Raw genomic sequence first — 15,705 nt, 5'->3', positions numbered from 1 at the left:
AACCAACAGGCAGAAGCAGATATGCAAGCACATGTACAGCACCGGGGCGACGCATCGCTCAAGGATCGCCTCACATTGGTGTTGCTTACCCACAACCGCCCAGATTTTTTGCGCCGGGCCTTGTGCTACTACCGCAACTACCCGGCCAGCATCCTGGTGCTGGATTCGTCGCTGAAGGCTGACGATGAAATTGCTCGCGATTACCCAGATGTCGATTACCGCCATCTACCGCAGTTTTCTTACACTGCATTGCTGGAAAAGCTGGCTTTCGGGGTCAAGCAGGTCGTCACGCCGTTCATGCTCTTCATTGCGGTCGACGACTTCCTGCTGCATGACAGCATAACCCGCTCCGTGGAGTTCCTTGAGCAGCACTCTGATTATGGTCTTTGCCATGGTTACGGGATGATGTATGTGCCCGGTGGCGCGCAGGTCGAGTACTACAAACGTGATAATCGGGTGCAGGAAGACTACTGTTCGCAAGATCCAGAGCAGCGCTTGCTGGAGTTCATGGGCCAGTTCCTCCCGCCTTTTTACGCCGTTACCCGCACTGACCTGTTGCAGCAGTGGTATGAGCTGCTGCCGTTGGGCACCAGCTTCGAATGGCAGGAAATCGGCCACGCTTTCTACCTGCTGGCCAATGCCAAGGCTCGAATTCTGCCGATTCCCTTTGCGGTTCGAGAGGGCAACTATGGCGGTTCTGAGCATGGCACCAACGTACTCACGGTGCTTGCCTTGCAGGACGAGAAGTCACGCCAGGGGCGTGAAGTCTTTGCAGAGTTTCTTGCATCGATTCCTACCGAGTTGAGCAGCAGGGGCGCCGCTGCGGTCAAGCAGATCGCCCTCGAAAGCTTCAAGAGCATGGCCGACGGGTTGCTGACGGGGCGTGCGCTACAAGCTTGCCCGATTGTTCGCTCCGAATGGCAGCGACCGATGTACGAACCTAAACGAATCTTTGGCGAGCAGCAGTTCGTGGAACTTCCGTTCTACAACAAGGCGTTCTTCGACTTGCTGACCGAGATCGAATTCCATATCCATGCCATGCCGGCCGGGCGTCATCAGCTCACCGAACTGGAATCGATCCTGCAAAGGCAATGGCGTTTGCTCCAGGCGCGTGCCAGTGATGATACCACTGCCCTGCGCACTCGCCTCTGGGAGGCGCTTGTCATCAACCCGTTCAACCGGACGGTGGTCGAGCGCCTGTTGATGCAACTGGAGCAGGACGACCAAGCCCAGGCCGAAGCGGAGCAATTACGTGACTGGTTGTGCCGGTTGGACTCGCTTCCTGGCTTCGACAACGAGGTGTTGTTAAGCAGTATGTCCTCGGGGCGGCTGCTTAATTGGCTCAAGGCTCGTGAGCCAGGCGACGAGTTGGTACGCCAGGCTGCCAAGCGTCTGGACAAGCATCATGGCGGTCCAAGCTTTGGCATTTTATTGCTCGATCTGGAAGCCGACATCGTCAAGCTCCAGGCTACCTTCGACAGTCTCATGAACGGCTACTCGCGCGCCTTCAAGGTGGTTGTATTGACCACTGGAGAGCTGCCGTCGGTGACAAAGCCGCAGCAGACTGTGCATTTCATCAAGGTTACCGAGCAGGATCATGTTCAGCGCATGAACGAGGCGGCCAGGCAACTGGGCACTGACTGGATCATGCTGGCCGAAAGTGGTGATCAGTTCACCGCCGGCGGCCTGATGCGTGCTGGGCTCGAGTTGCTAGGCGTCGAAGGGGTGCGTGCCGTGGCGATGGACGAATTGCAGGAACAGGCCAACGGCTTGCTGAGCGATGTCATGCGTCCAGGCATCAACTTGGATATGCTGCAGAGCGTGCCTGGGCTGATGGCTCGGCACTGGCTGGTGCGTCGCGACCTGTGGTTGGAGGCAGGTGGGTTCGACGCGCGTTACCCGCAGGCGCTGGAGTTCGATCTGTTACTGCGCTTGATCGGCAAAGGAGGTATGGCGGGCCTTGCCCACCTGGCGGAGCCACTGTTGCTCTGCTCTGCGCCTGACAATAGCCGGCACGATCAAGAGCGTGCCGTGCTGGTACAGCATGTGGCCCAGCGGGGGTATGCGGTGTCGGTCGGGTCGGTCCGTCCGGGAACGTTGGCCGTTGACTATCGGCATGAGGCGCGGCCGATGGTTTCGATCATCGTGCACTGCCAGGACAACTTCACAGCGTTGCAAGCATGCCTGCTCAGCCTGTTGCAGCGCACCCGCTATCAGCAGCATGAAATTCTCGTTGCTGACAATGCCAGCCAGTCGCCCGAGCTGTGCGATTGGCTGGCTAGCTTGCAGGTAGGAGGGAGCCGGTTGCGGGTGGTCCGTAGCGAGCGCGCCCTGGCGCCGGTTGCGATGCTCAATCTGGCCATTCAGCAGGCGCAGGGCGAGTATCTGGTGCTGCTGGACAGCGAGCTCGAGGTGCTTAACGCCAACTGGCTGGAAGGTATGCTCAATCACGCCCAGCGTCCGGAAGTGGGTGTGGTGGGTGGCAAGTTGCTGAACCCCGAGGGACGGGTGGTCGAGGCTGGGCTTGTGCTGGCAGGGCAGGCGGGTGTACGTGCCGCGTTCGTCGGCGAATCCAGGGATGCGCCTGGTTACATGCAGCGCCTTCAGGTGGAACACGGTGTTTCGGCGGTGTCGGGTTGTATCATGCTACGTGCGGAACTGTTGCACGCTGTCGGTGGGCTCGAAGAGCAGTCACCGAATCTGCGCGCCGCGCACGTCGACCTGTGCCTGCAAGCAGTGGCGGCGGGCCTATTGATAGTGTGGACACCACAGGCCCAGGCCGTACGGCATGTTCTGGTGGGCGACGATGCGATGGCCTGCCCACACATGCGTGAGCGCTGGGCGCACGCATTGGCTCAGGACACTTGCTATAACGCCAACCATAGTCTGGACGGCAAGCTGTTCAGTCTTGATCTGGAAGGCCGGGTTGATTGGCAGGCGTTGATCGCCTGACATCTGTTGCGGAACTACGCCAGGCCATGACCGCCTCGCGGCGGTTATGGCTTTTTTGTGGGCGCAGCCGCACCGGTTTGTCGATTCGACAAAAAGAGCGTGACTTGAGAGTCAGAACGCGCATCTTCACTGTATATTGTCGAAACCGGGAACCGCCGCGCCGCTCCGAACAAATTGTCAGGGATCGGAAACCACCGCATCGCCTGGCGTTTTGCCGTTTGGTTCCGTGGCGGGTATTTCGCTGTTACTGAATTGGGAAGCCATATGATTGGCATTAAAAGTATCGCCAGTTACGTGCCGACTGACGGCGTGGACAACTACGCCCAGGGCGCGAAATTCGGCAAGGACCAGGATTTTATCTTCGGCAAGATCGGTTCGACCTTTTTGCCACGCAAGGATGCTGCCCAGGAAACGTCCGACCTCTGCGTAGAGGCCGCGAAAAACCTGTTCGCTGTCAATCCATCCCTGGACCCGGCATCCATCGATGTGGTGATCGTGGTCACTCAGAACGGTGATGCCGAAGGTTTGCCGCATACGGCGGCGATCGTCCAGCACAAGCTCGGCCTGTCGACAGCGGTTGCCGCTTTTGACATCTCGCTGGGCTGTTCGGGTTATGTCTACGGCCTTTATGCGATGAAAGGCTTCATGGAGGCCGCAGGCCTGAGAAACGGCTTGTTGATCACCGCCGACCCCTATTCGAAGATCGTCGACCCGGAGGATCGCAACACCACCATGTTGTTTGGTGATGCCGCCACGGCCACTTGGATGGGTGAGGGTGCCGCCTGGCAGTTGGGCAGGTCGTTGTTCGGCAGCGATGGTGCCGGTGCCGAGCACCTACGTACCACCGACGGCAAGTTCTTCATGAATGGTCGCCAGGTTTACAACTTCGCCTTGGTCAAGGTGCCTGCACACCTGCAGCAGTTGCTCGAAGCCAGCAAGTTGCAGGCTGACGATATCGATCTGTACTGCTTGCATCAGGGGAGCGCCGCGATCGTCGACGCGGTGTCGTCGCGCTTTGTCGAGGGCGAATATAAGCAGAAGTTCGTCAAGGATATGGTGGAAACCGGCAACACGGTGTCGTCAAGCATTCCACTACTGCTCGAAAAGCACGTGCTCGGTTCGCAGCACAGGCGCGTGGCGCTCAGCGGCTTTGGTGTGGGGCTGTCTTGGGGGTCGGCGATCCTCGAAAGGGCGCCTGAGTAAGATTGTGCCGATGGATCGTCCGATGCCACTGCAAGGCATCGGACGATTGTTGCGGTATCAGACGCGGAAATAGCCCACGGTTGAATCGAACGGGAGACGCTTGAGTTCGATTTTGTTCAGATCCAGCACGTCGCGCAATGCAGCGGTCTCGCCGGGGAAGTTACGGTAGGCGACTTCGTCGAGTACAACGATCGCACCTTTTGGCATGTAAGGCAGGAAGGTTTCCAAGGCTACTTTGGTCGAAGAATACAGGTCGGTGTCAAGAATCAGCATCGCCACCACAAGGTCGGGGCGGGTCTTGACGAAGGCAGGTACGGTCTCGAGGATGTCGCCTTTGATGATCTCGCAGCGCGGAATGCGATTGACCGGGCGCACCAGGTCATTAGTGTCGATCATTTCCTGAAGAATCGAGTCATCGGTGTCGGAGAACATCGTTTCGTTGATGTCCGTCGGATCATTCTCTTTGTCGATGCTGGCAAATCCTTGGAAAGTATCGAAACCAATGATCGAGCGATTGATTGCATATGGTTCCAGAATCATTGACAGGTGCATGTAGAGCATCAATGAGTTGCCCTTGTAGACGCCGCATTCGACGATTGCGCCGGGTACGTCCTGCACCATCTTGAACAGCTCCATGCGCGATAGCGCGGCTGTCACGGTGATTCGGTTGGCAAACACGAACGGTGCATCGGCAACGTACTGCGCGTCTACCTTGCTCAGCACGGTGGCGCGTTTTTCGTTGTACTCAACTTCCGCAGCAGTCAGGCGGCGCTTTGTCATGGGTTGACTCCCTGGAATCTGGAAAAATCTTTGGCGTGGAAAAGGTCTTTAAAACCGGCGTGGGCGTCGACGCAGCCATTGTCTACGTTGGGTGCGCCGCGCTTGTTGATCAGATCTTGCAAGTGAATCAGGCGGAAATCGACACTGAAACGCACTTGATCGGTGGTGTTGGCCACGGTGCCATGCAAGTGGGAGCCACTGAATATCAGCATCTCGCCGCTGTTGCTGGCAATGCGCAGTTCTGAGCGGTCATCAATTTCTTCCAAGGGAACCGGGTGCACGCGGTTTTCCTGCGTGATGTTTTCCTTGGCTTTGAAGCGTTGTTCGGTGATCCAGTGCTCCAGGCTTCAGCCGTCGGATGAGTTGTTCACCGGGCGGTTGAAGTAGGCAGGGTTGATCATCATGGTTTGTTCGGGCTTGAGCGAGTACAGCGGCATCCAGGTATTGATCTGGCAGTCGACATTGCCGTACCAGGTGTCCCGGTGGGGTTTGTAGGCATAACTGACGCCTGCATGCAGGTAATCGTAATGTGGCACTACCCGTACGCGTGGCACATCGAACAAGTATTCGCCTGGATCGGCCCCGATTTCCAGAATGAACGCCTGGATCAGCGCCTTGGCTTCTCCGCCATTGGTGAAATGGCGTTTGAGGGCGGTTACCCGCTCAACGAAACTTTCCACCGGCATCATTTTATGCAGCGATTGGTGATCGGTTTCTCCATCGAACGCTTGAGTGATAGAGGCCCGGGCAAGGGCGCACAGGTCGTATGCACTGCGCAGGGATGTGTCGAGAAAAATGTCGCCCTGGTAAATGTCATCTCGCAGCGCCGGCCTGCTCTTCGTCTGGTTTACGTATAAATTCATGGCTGATCAGCTCTTGGAGGGTTCCAGAAGGTATCGAGCCTTTATTGCGCGGCTCTATTTGGGTCCTGGCTGCCAGGCGCGGGCTTTCGCGTGCTGACAGCGGAGAGTGAAATTGGGATCGGCCGCGTGGCGGGCAACTTTAGAGTATGTTGACCATTTTCACAGGGAGGTGGAGTGAGGCGTCATTTGTCACGGCTGATGCTATCTCTGAGGTGATGCTTCACGCGTGCGAAGATTTTTTGGCGTCAACGTATTGATTTTCTTGGGCTGGCAGGTGGCCAGTAAATTTTTTTAAAAAAAACCTCAAGCAACGCGCCCTGACGACGATAACCATGACGAAGGTTCTCTGTGCCACACCCGGCGAATTGCCAAGGCCGGAAGCCGTAGTACCCAATCCAACGAGGAATTCGTCATGGCTTTGACCGTTAACACCAACACCACCTCTCTGGGTGTTCAGAAAAACCTGAACCGTGCTACCGATGCACTGAGCACCTCGATGACCCGCCTGTCTTCCGGCCTGAAAATCAACAGCGCCAAGGACGACGCCGCCGGCCTGCAAATTGCCACTCGTATGACCTCGCAGATTCGCGGTCAGACCATGGCTATCAAGAACGCCAACGACGGTATCTCCATCGCCCAGACCGCTGAAGGTGCGATGCAAGAGCAGACCAACATCCTGCAGCGCATGCGTGAACTGGCCATCCAGGCCAACAACGCTTCGAACAGCGACAAGGACCGTGATGCTCTGAACACTGAGTTCGCCTCGATGTCCGACGAGCTGACTCGTATCGCCAACAGCACCCAGCTGAACGGCAAGAACCTGCTCAACACCACTGCCACCTTGAGCTTCCAGGTTGGTTCCAACACTGGTACTGAAAACCAGATCTCCATCAAGCTGGCTAACCTGACTGCTTCCGCCCTGGGTGTTAACTCGGGTGCTATCGCGATTTCTGGTGCTGACAGCACCATCAGCGCTAACTTCAGCGCTGCTGTGAACGCTATCGACTCCGCTCTGCAAACCATCAACAGCACCCGTGCTGATCTGGGTGCTGCTCAGAACCGTCTGACCAGCACCATCAACAACCTGCAGAACATCAACGAGAACGCTGAAGCCGCTCGTGGCCGTGTACAGGACACCGACTTTGCTGCTGAAACTGCCCAGCTGACCAAGCAGCAGACTCTGCAGCAAGCTTCGACCTCGGTTCTGGCTCAGGCCAACCAGCTGCCGTCGGCAGTACTGAAGCTGCTGGGCTAATCTGCCTAGTCGCTGGCGGGGAAGCGCATGCGTGGCGCTTCTCCGCCTTTTCATCGTGAGGTGGTGGGCATGGACATGAGTGCCAAGCTGAACCTGAGTTACCCGGTCGCACGTTCGGTTGAGCAGGTTGCCGAAAAGCCGGTTACCCGGGCAGTTGAAGCTGCAGTACCCAGTGAAGACGACAAGAAAGACTCGCTGGCGGCGAAGGATGCCGATAAGGTCAAGAATGCCGTCTCTGAAATCGAAAAATTTTTGAAAGCGTCACAGCGCAATCTGGAGTTCTCCACGGACGAAGAATCCGGCAAGATCGTCGTCAAAGTCATCGCCAGCGACAGTGGTGAGTTGATTCGCCAATTGCCCTCGGAAGAGGCGTTGCGAATTGCCCGCAGCCTGAGTGATGCCAACAGTGTTCTGTTCGACGCCAAGGTTTGACTGGCGGCGAGCACCAATGAAGTAAAGCATGTCGGCCCCGCAGGAGTGGGCTGGCGGTTAACGAGAGGGAGAACAGCATGGCAAGCCCAATCGCCTCCAGTACTGGCCTCGGGTCCGGTCTGGACATCGGTTCGATCGTCAAGGTCCTGGTCCAGTCCGACACTGCCGCCAAGCAGGCGCAGATTACCCGGCAGACCAGTAACAACAGTGCGATGATCTCCGGAATCGGGTCGCTGCGTAGTGCCCTCACGGCCTTCCAGACTGCCATGACCAAGCTCAACGACAAGACCGCGCCGTCGTTCAATGCCTATGCGGCTACTTCGGCCAATGACAAGGTCGTCAAGGTCACCTCGGGCAACACCGCAGTCGCCGGTAGTTACGACATTCAGGTAGCAAAGCTGGCAACAGGTTCGAAAGTGGCTAGCCAGGCGTTTGTCGAAGGTGCCTCCAAAGCGATTGCCGCGGGAACCCTGACGATCGAACAAGGTGATCCCGCAGATGGCGGCACGGCCTACACGATCGAGGTCGGTGCTGGCGCCACGCTGCAAAGCGTGCGCGACCAGATCAACAAGGAAATGAGTGCCAACGGCATCAGTGCCAACATCATTACGGGTGAGGATGGCGCTCGTCTGGTGTTGACGTCCTCAAAGACTGGCGCGGGCAATGATCTCTCATTGAAGGGGGATGTCGATCAGACTGAGCTGAATATTGTCGGCACCCAGAAGATGGTAGGGACGGGGGCAGGCTATATTACCGATATAGCTCAGGACGCCGAGCTGACGATCGATGGCCTGAAGATCACCAGCGCCACCAATACCATCAGTGATTCGATCAGTGGTTTGAGCCTGGAGTTGATCAGTGAGAGCGCGGCGGCAACCAAGGTCACCGTAGCGGCCAACAATGATGGCCTGAAGACCTCCATCCAAAGTTTTGTCGATGCCTACAACACGCTGCAGAAGGCTATTACGTCGCTGACTTCGACCAGCCGTGATGACGATGACAACCTGGTGCTGGGGCCGCTGACCAACGACCCTACCACCCGGTCGCTGTTGGGTGATATTCGTAAGGTGCTTTCCGAAGTGGGGGCAGGCGATCAGCTGACCACTCTGAGTCAGTTGGGTATCAACACACAAAAAGACGGCACTCTGGAGTTCAACAGCACCAAATTCGCCGCAGCGATGAATGACAAGAAGTTGGGGGCGGAAGTGCAGGAGTTGTTCACCGGCACGAATGGCATTTTCGAGCGGATGAACAAGGCCATTGACCCGTACAATGCCACTGATGGTAGTTTGGCTAGCCGTAATAGCGCATTGAGCAACGTTGCAAAGAACTTGAGTGAGCAGCAGGCTGCCCTCGATCGGCGCACCGACTCGTTGACCGAATCACTGACCAAGAAATACGTGGCCTTGGACACTGCCCTAGGCAAGATGAAAGCCCAGGCCGACCAGATCACGTCGATCTTCGAGGCGATCAACGCGCAGGCCAAGAAGTCCTGATTCTTTCCGTGTGACAAAAGCCCGGCAGCGTTTGCCATACGCGCCGGGCTTTTCGTTTTAACCCTAAAGTTTTTTGACGTGGCGGCGATACACAGGGTAGACGCAACCTTTTTCGCAGCAACGAGGCAGATCCATGAACCCGATGTTGGCCCTTCGGCAATACCAGAAAGTCAACGGCGTGGCACAGACATCCGAAGCCAGTCCGCACCGCCTGGTGCAGATGCTCATGCAGGGCGGCCTTGATCGCATGGCGCAGGCGAAGGGCGCGATCGCGCGCAATGATATCGCCCAGAAGGGTATCCTCATCGGCAAGGCCATCGACATCATCGGCGGCCTGCGTGAAGGCCTGGATCTGGAAAACCATGCCGACACCCTGGCCGATCTGGACAACCTGTATACCTACATGAGTCGTCGCTTGATCGAAGCCAATGCAAAAAATGACCCGGAGATCATCGACGAAGTGGCGCGCCTGCTGATCACCATCAAGGAAGGTTGGGACGCGATCGGCGATCCGTCGGCGGCTTCCTAAGCCAGGAGGATGACATGAGCGAGGTTATCGCCCGTATAGAGCACACCCGAGAAGCCTTGCTGGCGGCGCTGGCTGATCGCGACTGGGGTACAGTTGGCGAGCTCGACCTGGAATGCCGGCTGTGTGTCGACGATGTGCTTGCCGAGGCTCATGAAAACGAAGCGGAAGTACGTGGTAGCCTAGAGCAGTTGATGGCTGTCTACCGCCAACTAATCGCAGTTGCAAGTGGCGAACGTCAATCCCTGGTCGATGAAATGACGAAAATCCGTCAGGCGAAGAACGCGGCAAAGGTATACCATTTGTTCACCTGACCACAGATGTTGCCAAAAGCCATGCGCCATTAATTTGACTGGCTGGTGTTTTTTGACTTTACTAGTGGCTGTTTTCGAATTTCAGACGTCCGAACACTGACCATTCAGTCGGAATGATGTCGAGCACGCCCTCGGGCGCCGATATGACTAGGGAAGTTGCTATTGCATGTGGCGTGAAACCAAGATTCTGCTGATCGACGACGACAGCGCACGCCGCCGCGACCTGGCGGTGGTGCTTAACTTCCTCGGCGAAGAAAACCTCGCTTGCTCCAGCCAGGACTGGCAGCAAGTGGTCGAGCCGTTGTCTTCGAGTCGCGAAGTGCTGTGCGTGCTTATCGGCACTGTAAATGCCCCGGGCAGTGTGCTTGGGCTCGTTAAGACAGTGACTGGGTGGGATGAGTTCCTTCCGGTTCTGCTTTTAGGTGAAATTTCTTCTGCGGAGTTCCCGGAAGACCTTCGCCGCCGGGTGCTTTCCAACCTGGAGATGCCGCCAAGCTATAGCCAGCTGCTGGATTCACTGCACCGTGCCCAGGTCTATCGCGAGATGTACGACCAGGCGCGCGAGCGTGGCCGCCAGCGCGAACCCAACCTGTTCCGCAGCCTGGTCGGCACCAGTCGTGCCATTCAGCACGTGCGGCAGATGATGCAGCAGGTGGCCGACACCGATGCCAGCGTGCTGATTTTGGGTGAGTCCGGCACCGGCAAGGAAGTGGTCGCGCGCAACCTGCACTACCATTCCAAACGCCGCGAAGCGCCGTTCGTGCCGGTCAACTGTGGCGCGATCCCGGCCGAGTTGCTGGAAAGCGAACTGTTCGGTCACGAGAAGGGTGCCTTCACCGGGGCGATCACCAGCCGTGCCGGGCGTTTCGAGTTGGCCAACGGCGGTACCCTGTTCCTCGACGAAATCGGCGACATGCCGTTGCCGATGCAGGTCAAGCTGTTGCGCGTGCTGCAGGAGCGTACCTTCGAGCGCGTGGGCAGCAACAAGACCCAGAGCATCGATGTGCGCATCATTGCCGCGACCCACAAGAACCTCGAGACCATGATCGAGGAGGGCACGTTCCGCGAAGACCTGTACTACCGCCTGAACGTGTTCCCTATCGAGATGGCGCCGCTGCGTGAGCGGGTGGAAGACATCCCGCTGCTGATGAACGAGCTGATCTCGCGCATGGAGCACGAGAAGCGCGGGTCCATCCGCTTCAACTCCGCGTCGATCATGTCGCTGTGTCGCCACGGCTGGCCGGGTAACGTGCGCGAGCTGGCCAATCTGGTCGAGCGTATGGCGATCATGCACCCGTACGGGGTGATTGGCGTTTCCGAGCTGCCGAAGAAATTCCGTTACGTCGATGACGAAGACGAGCAGATGGTCGACAGCCTGCGCAGCGAGCTGGAAGAGCGCGTGGCGATCAATGGCCATACGCCGAACTTCAGCAACCATGCCATGCTGCCACCTGAAGGCCTGGACCTGAAGGACTACCTGGGTAGCCTGGAGCAGGGCCTGATCCAGCAGGCGCTGGACGATGCCAACGGTATCGTTGCGCGTGCAGCTGAACGTTTGCGTATTCGTCGTACCACCCTGGTCGAGAAGATGCGCAAGTACGGCATGAGCCGCCAGGGCGGCGAGGAACAGGCGGAGGATTGACGGCTGGGGCGGGGTGTTCGGCTTGGCGTTGATGGTGCCTGTTAGATCGAGCGCCGCCCGCGCGGCGCTTCGCGGGACAAGCCCGCTCCCACATTTGTTGCAACGTGCCGAACCTGTCAGGCCATGGTTGTCAGCCTTGTTGCCTTGACGCGGTTTCCCGGCTGGCGCTACCGCCGTCTCTCCAGTCTCAAACTCTCCGCCAAAGCGGGCAACGCCTCTCCCACAGGCATGGCCACGTTGCAACAAATGTGGGAGCGGGCTTGTCCCGCGAAGCGCCGCGCGGGCGGCGCTCGATGCACCCCATACACCCCACATTCCGCAATACTTTTCAATGCTCCAATCCTTCGCATGCGCCTATGTTTCCTGAACCTTTGTGCGAGGAAACCACATGGAGCGTGCTCAATCCCATCTCTTGCGCCGTGGCCGCTTCTCCATACCCGGCGGCATGTATCTGTTAACAACCGTAACAAATAATCGAAAGCGAATCTTCACGGATTTTTGGCTGGCCCGAGCGGTGATTCAGCAACTTCGGCAGGCTGAGCGCGAAGGTGCGTGTCAGTCATTGGCCTGGGTTGTGATGCCGGACCATCTCCATTGGTTGATTCAGCTGAACGACTCGACATTATGTAGCTTGATGCGACGATTTAAGTCGCGCAGCAGTCATGCGCTGTATCACCGAGGAATGCGGCGCGAAAAAGTGTGGCAAGCGGGCTATCAGGACCATGCCATTCGGCGAGAGGAAGACATTCGCAGGGTGGCGAAATATGTAATTTGCAACCCATTGCGGGCGGGGTTGGCAAGCAGGGTCGGTGATTATCCACATTGGGACGCCGTATGGGTCTGAGTCATCTGGACGCGGTGAGCGCCGTCCGCGCGGCGCTTCTCGAGTGTTTGCCGTTGTACTTTCTGCGCCTGTGAGACCGAGCTCCGCCCGCGCGGCGCTCGGTCTCACAGGCGCAGAAAGTGTCAAGGCGTATACCCGCGGGACGCTCGATTTGCGCCCCACCACAAATCTCAAGCCCTGCATTAAACCCCATCTCCGGCACGGCTATTGCTACACCGCTGGCAACACACCGTTTTTATGACGGTCAGCCATGCGAGAGAGCAAGATGCCCCAGGCCGCCCACATATCCCTAGCCCCCGATCTGCAGGGGCAGCCCCCGATCGAGCAGGACAGTCGCCAGGGTGTCGAGCAGGCCTTCGCCCTGTTCAATCAGGTCTCGAGCCAGCTGAGCCAGTCCTATAGCCTGCTGGAAGCCAGGGTCAGCGAACTCAAGGGCGAGCTGGCGGTGGTCAGCGCCCAGCGCATCGATGAACTGAGCGAAAAGGAGCGCCTCGCCAACCGCCTGCAGAACCTGCTGGACCTGCTGCCCGGCGGGGTGATCGTGATCGATGGCCAGGGCCTGGTGCGCGAAGCCAACCCGGCCGCCTGCGAACTGCTCGGCGAGCCGCTGGTCGGCCAGCTGTGGCGCCAGGTGATCGCCCGCAGCTTTGCCCCGCGCAAGGATGACGGTCACGAAGTCTCGCTGCGCGACGGCCGCCGTCTGTCCATTGCCACTCGCTCGCTGGATGCCGAGCCTGGCCAGTTGGTGTTGCTCAACGACCTGACCGAAACCCGTCGCCTGCAGGACCAGCTGGCTCGCCACGAGCGCCTGTCTTCGCTGGGGCGCATGGTCGCCTCGCTGGCGCACCAGATCCGCACGCCACTGTCGGCGGCGATGCTCTACGCCAGCCACCTGGCTGATCCCGAACAAGAGCTGAGCGCGGAAACCCGCCAGCGCTTTGCCGGTACCCTGAAGGAACGCTTGCACGAGCTGGAACACCAAGTGCGCGACATGCTGGTATTCGCCCGTGGCGAGCTGCCGCTGAATGATCGAGTCACGCCAAAAGCCTTGTTCCAGGCCCTGCAGCAGGCTGCCCAGGCGCATGTGCAAGGGCACGCCGTGCGCTGGCAGTGCGACAGCCACCTGGGTGAGCTGCTGTGCAACCGCGACACCCTGGTTGGTGCATTGCTCAACCTGATCGAAAATGCGCTGCAAGCCAGCGACGGCCCGGCGCGACTGAAGGTGCACCTGTTCCGCCGCGAGTGCAGCCTGCACCTGTGTGTAAGCGACGCCGGCAGTGGCATCGATGGCGACCTGCTCGGCCGCCTGGGCGAGCCGTTCCTGACCACCAAGGCCACTGGCACCGGCCTGGGCCTGGCCGTGGTCAAGGCCGTGGTGCGCGCGCACCAAGGTACGCTGCGCCTGCGCTCCAGGGTTGGCCGTGGCACCTGTGTGCGGGTGGAACTGCCGTTGATCGACGGGCAGCTGGCGGAGGGCATGTAATGACGATCAAGGTGCTGCTGGTCGAGGACGACCGCGTATTGCGCCAGGCGCTGGGCGATACCCTGGAAATCGGCGGCTTTGCCTACCAGGCGGTGGGCAGTGCCGAAGAAGCGCTGGAAGCGGTGCTGGAGGAGGCCTTCAGCCTGGTAGTCAGCGATGTGAACATGCCAGGCATGGATGGGCACCAACTGCTGGCCCAGCTGCGCCGCCAGCAGCCGCAACTGCCCGTGTTGCTGATGACTGCGCATGCCGCGGTGGAGCGTGCCGTCGAGGCGATGCGCCAAGGCGCCGCCGACTATCTGGTCAAGCCGTTCGAGCCCAAGGCGTTGCTCAGCCTGGTCGAGCGGCATGCCGCCGGGCGCGTGGCTGAAGAAGAAGGCCCGGTGGCCTGCGAACCAGCCAGTCGACAGTTGCTGGAGCTGGCCGCGCGGGTGGCGCGCAGTGACTCGACCGTGCTGATTTCGGGCGAGTCCGGCACCGGCAAGGAAGTGCTGGCGCGCTTCATTCATCAGCAATCGTCGCGGGCGGCGCAGCCCTTCGTGGCGATCAATTGTGCTGCCATCCCCGACAACATGCTCGAGGCCACGCTGTTCGGCCACGAAAAGGGTGCCTTCACTGGCGCCATCGCTGCCCAGGCCGGCAAGTTCGAGCAGGCCGAAGGCGGCACCTTGCTGCTTGATGAGATCTCGGAGATGCCGATGGCCTTGCAGGCCAAGCTGCTGCGCGTGCTGCAGGAGCGCGAGGTGGAGCGGGTAGGCGGGCGCAAGCCGATTAGCCTGGATATCCGTGTGCTGGCCACCACCAACCGTGACCTGGCTGGCGAAGTGGCGGCCGGGCGTTTCCGTGAAGACCTCTACTACCGCCTTTCGGTGTTCCCCCTGGCCTGGCGTCCGCTGCGCGAACGCCCGGGTGACATCCTGCAACTGGCCGAGCGCCTGTTGGCGCGTCACGTGGCCAAGATGAAGCACGCCCCGGTGCACCTGTCGCCCCAGGCCCGGGCCTGCCTGCAGGCGTATGCCTGGCCGGGCAACGTACGCGAACTGGACAACGCCCTGCAGCGGGCGCTGATCCTGCAGCAGGGCGGGGTGATCGAGGCGGCGGATTTTTGTCTGGCAGGCGCCATTCCATTGTCAGCTGGCATCGAGCCATCACCTGAGGTGGTGGCCGAGCCTGGCGGGCTGGGCGATGACATGCGTCGCCATGAGTACCAGATGATCATCGACACCCTGCGAGCCGAGCGCGGCCGCCGCAAGGAGGCGGCCGAACGCCTGGGGATAAGCCCGCGTACCTTGCGCTACAAGCTGGCGCAGATGCGCGATGCCGGGTTTGACGTCGAGGCCAGCCTGTTCGGCTGACAAAAACCTCAGAGCTTGCGCAGCCCTTGTAGGAGCAGCCTTGTGCTGCGAAGAGGCCAGCAAGGCAGAAGGTGGTCTGTTGCATCAAAGGCCCCTTTCGCAGCACAAGGCTGCTCCTACAGTGAACCGAGGTGCGCGTGCCAAGGCTGGCACCTTTGTTGCTTTACGTTGGCTATCCGCCGCATCACTGTCAAAAAAATGCGGCCGCAGGAGAGAGAAGGGTCATGAGCCAAGGTGTTGAATTCAATCGTCTGATGTTGGACATGCGGGCCATGCAGGCCGATGCCATGTCGCTGCCCAAGGTGGCCGCCGCTCCCGAGCTGGCACCGGGGCAGAGTACCTTTGCCGACATGCTCGGCCAGGCCATCGGCAAGGTGCATGAGACTCAGCAGGCTTCGACCCAGCTGGCCAACGCCTTCGAGATCGGCAAGAGTGGCGTCGACCTGACCGATGTGATGATCGCTTCGCAAAAGGCCAGCGTGTCGATGCAGGCCCTGACCCAGGTACGCAACAAGCTGGTCCAGGCGTACCAGGACATCATGCAGATGCCGGTTTGAGGA

The 15,705-nt window shown here is 59.3% G+C and carries 13 protein-coding genes and 1 pseudogene; 12 read left to right on the top strand and 2 right to left on the bottom strand.

The annotated features are described in order from the left end of the window. Positions 1–21: 21 nt before the first annotated feature. Positions 22–2,952, top strand: a complete 2,931-nt coding sequence (locus E5221_RS19960; protein WP_182330057.1) for a TIGR00180 family glycosyltransferase — start codon at positions 22–24, stop codon at positions 2,950–2,952. A 264-nt stretch (positions 2,953–3,216) separates the two neighbouring features. Further along, complete coding sequence (locus E5221_RS19955) at positions 3,217–4,155, top strand: ketoacyl-ACP synthase III (RefSeq protein WP_054573102.1); 939 nt, start codon at positions 3,217–3,219, stop codon at positions 4,153–4,155. 57 nt (positions 4,156–4,212) lie between these two features. Here the strand turns inward: E5221_RS19955 and E5221_RS19950 are convergent, their stop codons facing one another. Beyond that, complete coding sequence (locus tag E5221_RS19950; protein WP_061305655.1) at positions 4,213–4,935, bottom strand: TylF/MycF/NovP-related O-methyltransferase; 723 nt, start codon at positions 4,933–4,935, stop codon at positions 4,213–4,215. Further along, a pseudogene (locus tag E5221_RS19945) lies at positions 4,932–5,798 on the bottom strand (hypothetical protein). The gene E5221_RS19950 and the pseudogene E5221_RS19945 overlap by 4 nt, the downstream one beginning before the upstream one ends. Positions 5,799–6,210: 412 nt before the next feature. On the opposite strand from E5221_RS19945, the gene E5221_RS19940 reads away from it, so the two are divergent. The 10 genes from E5221_RS19940 to fliE all read left to right on the top strand — a co-directional run bounded on the left by E5221_RS19940 (position 6,211) and on the right by fliE (position 15,702). Beyond that, positions 6,211–7,053, top strand: a complete 843-nt coding sequence (locus tag E5221_RS19940; RefSeq protein WP_054573105.1) for a flagellin domain-containing protein — start codon at positions 6,211–6,213, stop codon at positions 7,051–7,053. 69 nt (positions 7,054–7,122) lie between these two features. Continuing rightward, positions 7,123–7,485, top strand: coding sequence for a flagellar protein FlaG (locus E5221_RS19935; RefSeq protein ID WP_061551810.1), 363 nt, complete (start codon positions 7,123–7,125; stop codon positions 7,483–7,485). A 77-nt stretch (positions 7,486–7,562) separates the two neighbouring features. After that, positions 7,563–8,981 (top strand): flagellar filament capping protein FliD, encoded by a 1,419-nt coding sequence (gene fliD / locus E5221_RS19930; protein ID WP_061551809.1) that lies wholly within the window; start codon positions 7,563–7,565, stop codon positions 8,979–8,981. Positions 8,982–9,114: 133 nt separating this feature from the next. Further along, positions 9,115–9,510, top strand: a complete 396-nt coding sequence (gene fliS, locus E5221_RS19925; RefSeq protein WP_054573108.1) for a flagellar export chaperone FliS — start codon at positions 9,115–9,117, stop codon at positions 9,508–9,510. A gap of 14 nt (positions 9,511–9,524) precedes the next feature. Next, a complete protein-coding gene (locus tag E5221_RS19920) occupies positions 9,525–9,821 on the top strand; it encodes a flagellar protein FliT (protein WP_061305947.1) in 297 nt (98 codons plus the stop codon). A 166-nt stretch (positions 9,822–9,987) separates the two neighbouring features. Beyond that, positions 9,988–11,463 carry a transcriptional regulator FleQ gene (gene fleQ, locus E5221_RS19915; RefSeq protein ID WP_247846308.1) on the top strand — a complete coding sequence of 492 codons (1,476 nt, stop codon included), beginning with the start codon at positions 9,988–9,990 and terminating at the stop codon, positions 11,461–11,463. 388 nt (positions 11,464–11,851) lie between these two features. Beyond that, positions 11,852–12,307: a transposase gene (locus E5221_RS19910; protein ID WP_081951406.1), complete on the top strand. Its 456-nt coding sequence runs from the start codon at positions 11,852–11,854 to the stop codon at positions 12,305–12,307. 265 nt (positions 12,308–12,572) lie between these two features. Beyond that, positions 12,573–13,790, top strand: a complete 1,218-nt coding sequence (locus tag E5221_RS19905; protein ID WP_047595712.1) for an ATP-binding protein — start codon at positions 12,573–12,575, stop codon at positions 13,788–13,790. Beyond that, positions 13,790–15,145 (top strand): sigma-54 dependent transcriptional regulator, encoded by a 1,356-nt coding sequence (locus E5221_RS19900; protein ID WP_047595711.1) that lies wholly within the window; start codon positions 13,790–13,792, stop codon positions 15,143–15,145. The genes E5221_RS19905 and E5221_RS19900 overlap by 1 nt, the downstream gene beginning before the upstream one ends. 224 nt (positions 15,146–15,369) lie before the next feature. Then, positions 15,370–15,702, top strand: a complete 333-nt coding sequence (fliE, locus tag E5221_RS19895; RefSeq protein ID WP_013973606.1) for a flagellar hook-basal body complex protein FliE — start codon at positions 15,370–15,372, stop codon at positions 15,700–15,702. Positions 15,703–15,705 lie beyond the last annotated feature (3 nt).

Origin of the sequence: Pseudomonas sp. A2 (assembly GCF_023100865.1) — a bacterium.
GTDB lineage: Bacteria > Pseudomonadota > Gammaproteobacteria > Pseudomonadales > Pseudomonadaceae > Aquipseudomonas > Aquipseudomonas asiatica.
This window is presented reverse-complemented; position numbering and strand designations above follow the sequence as displayed.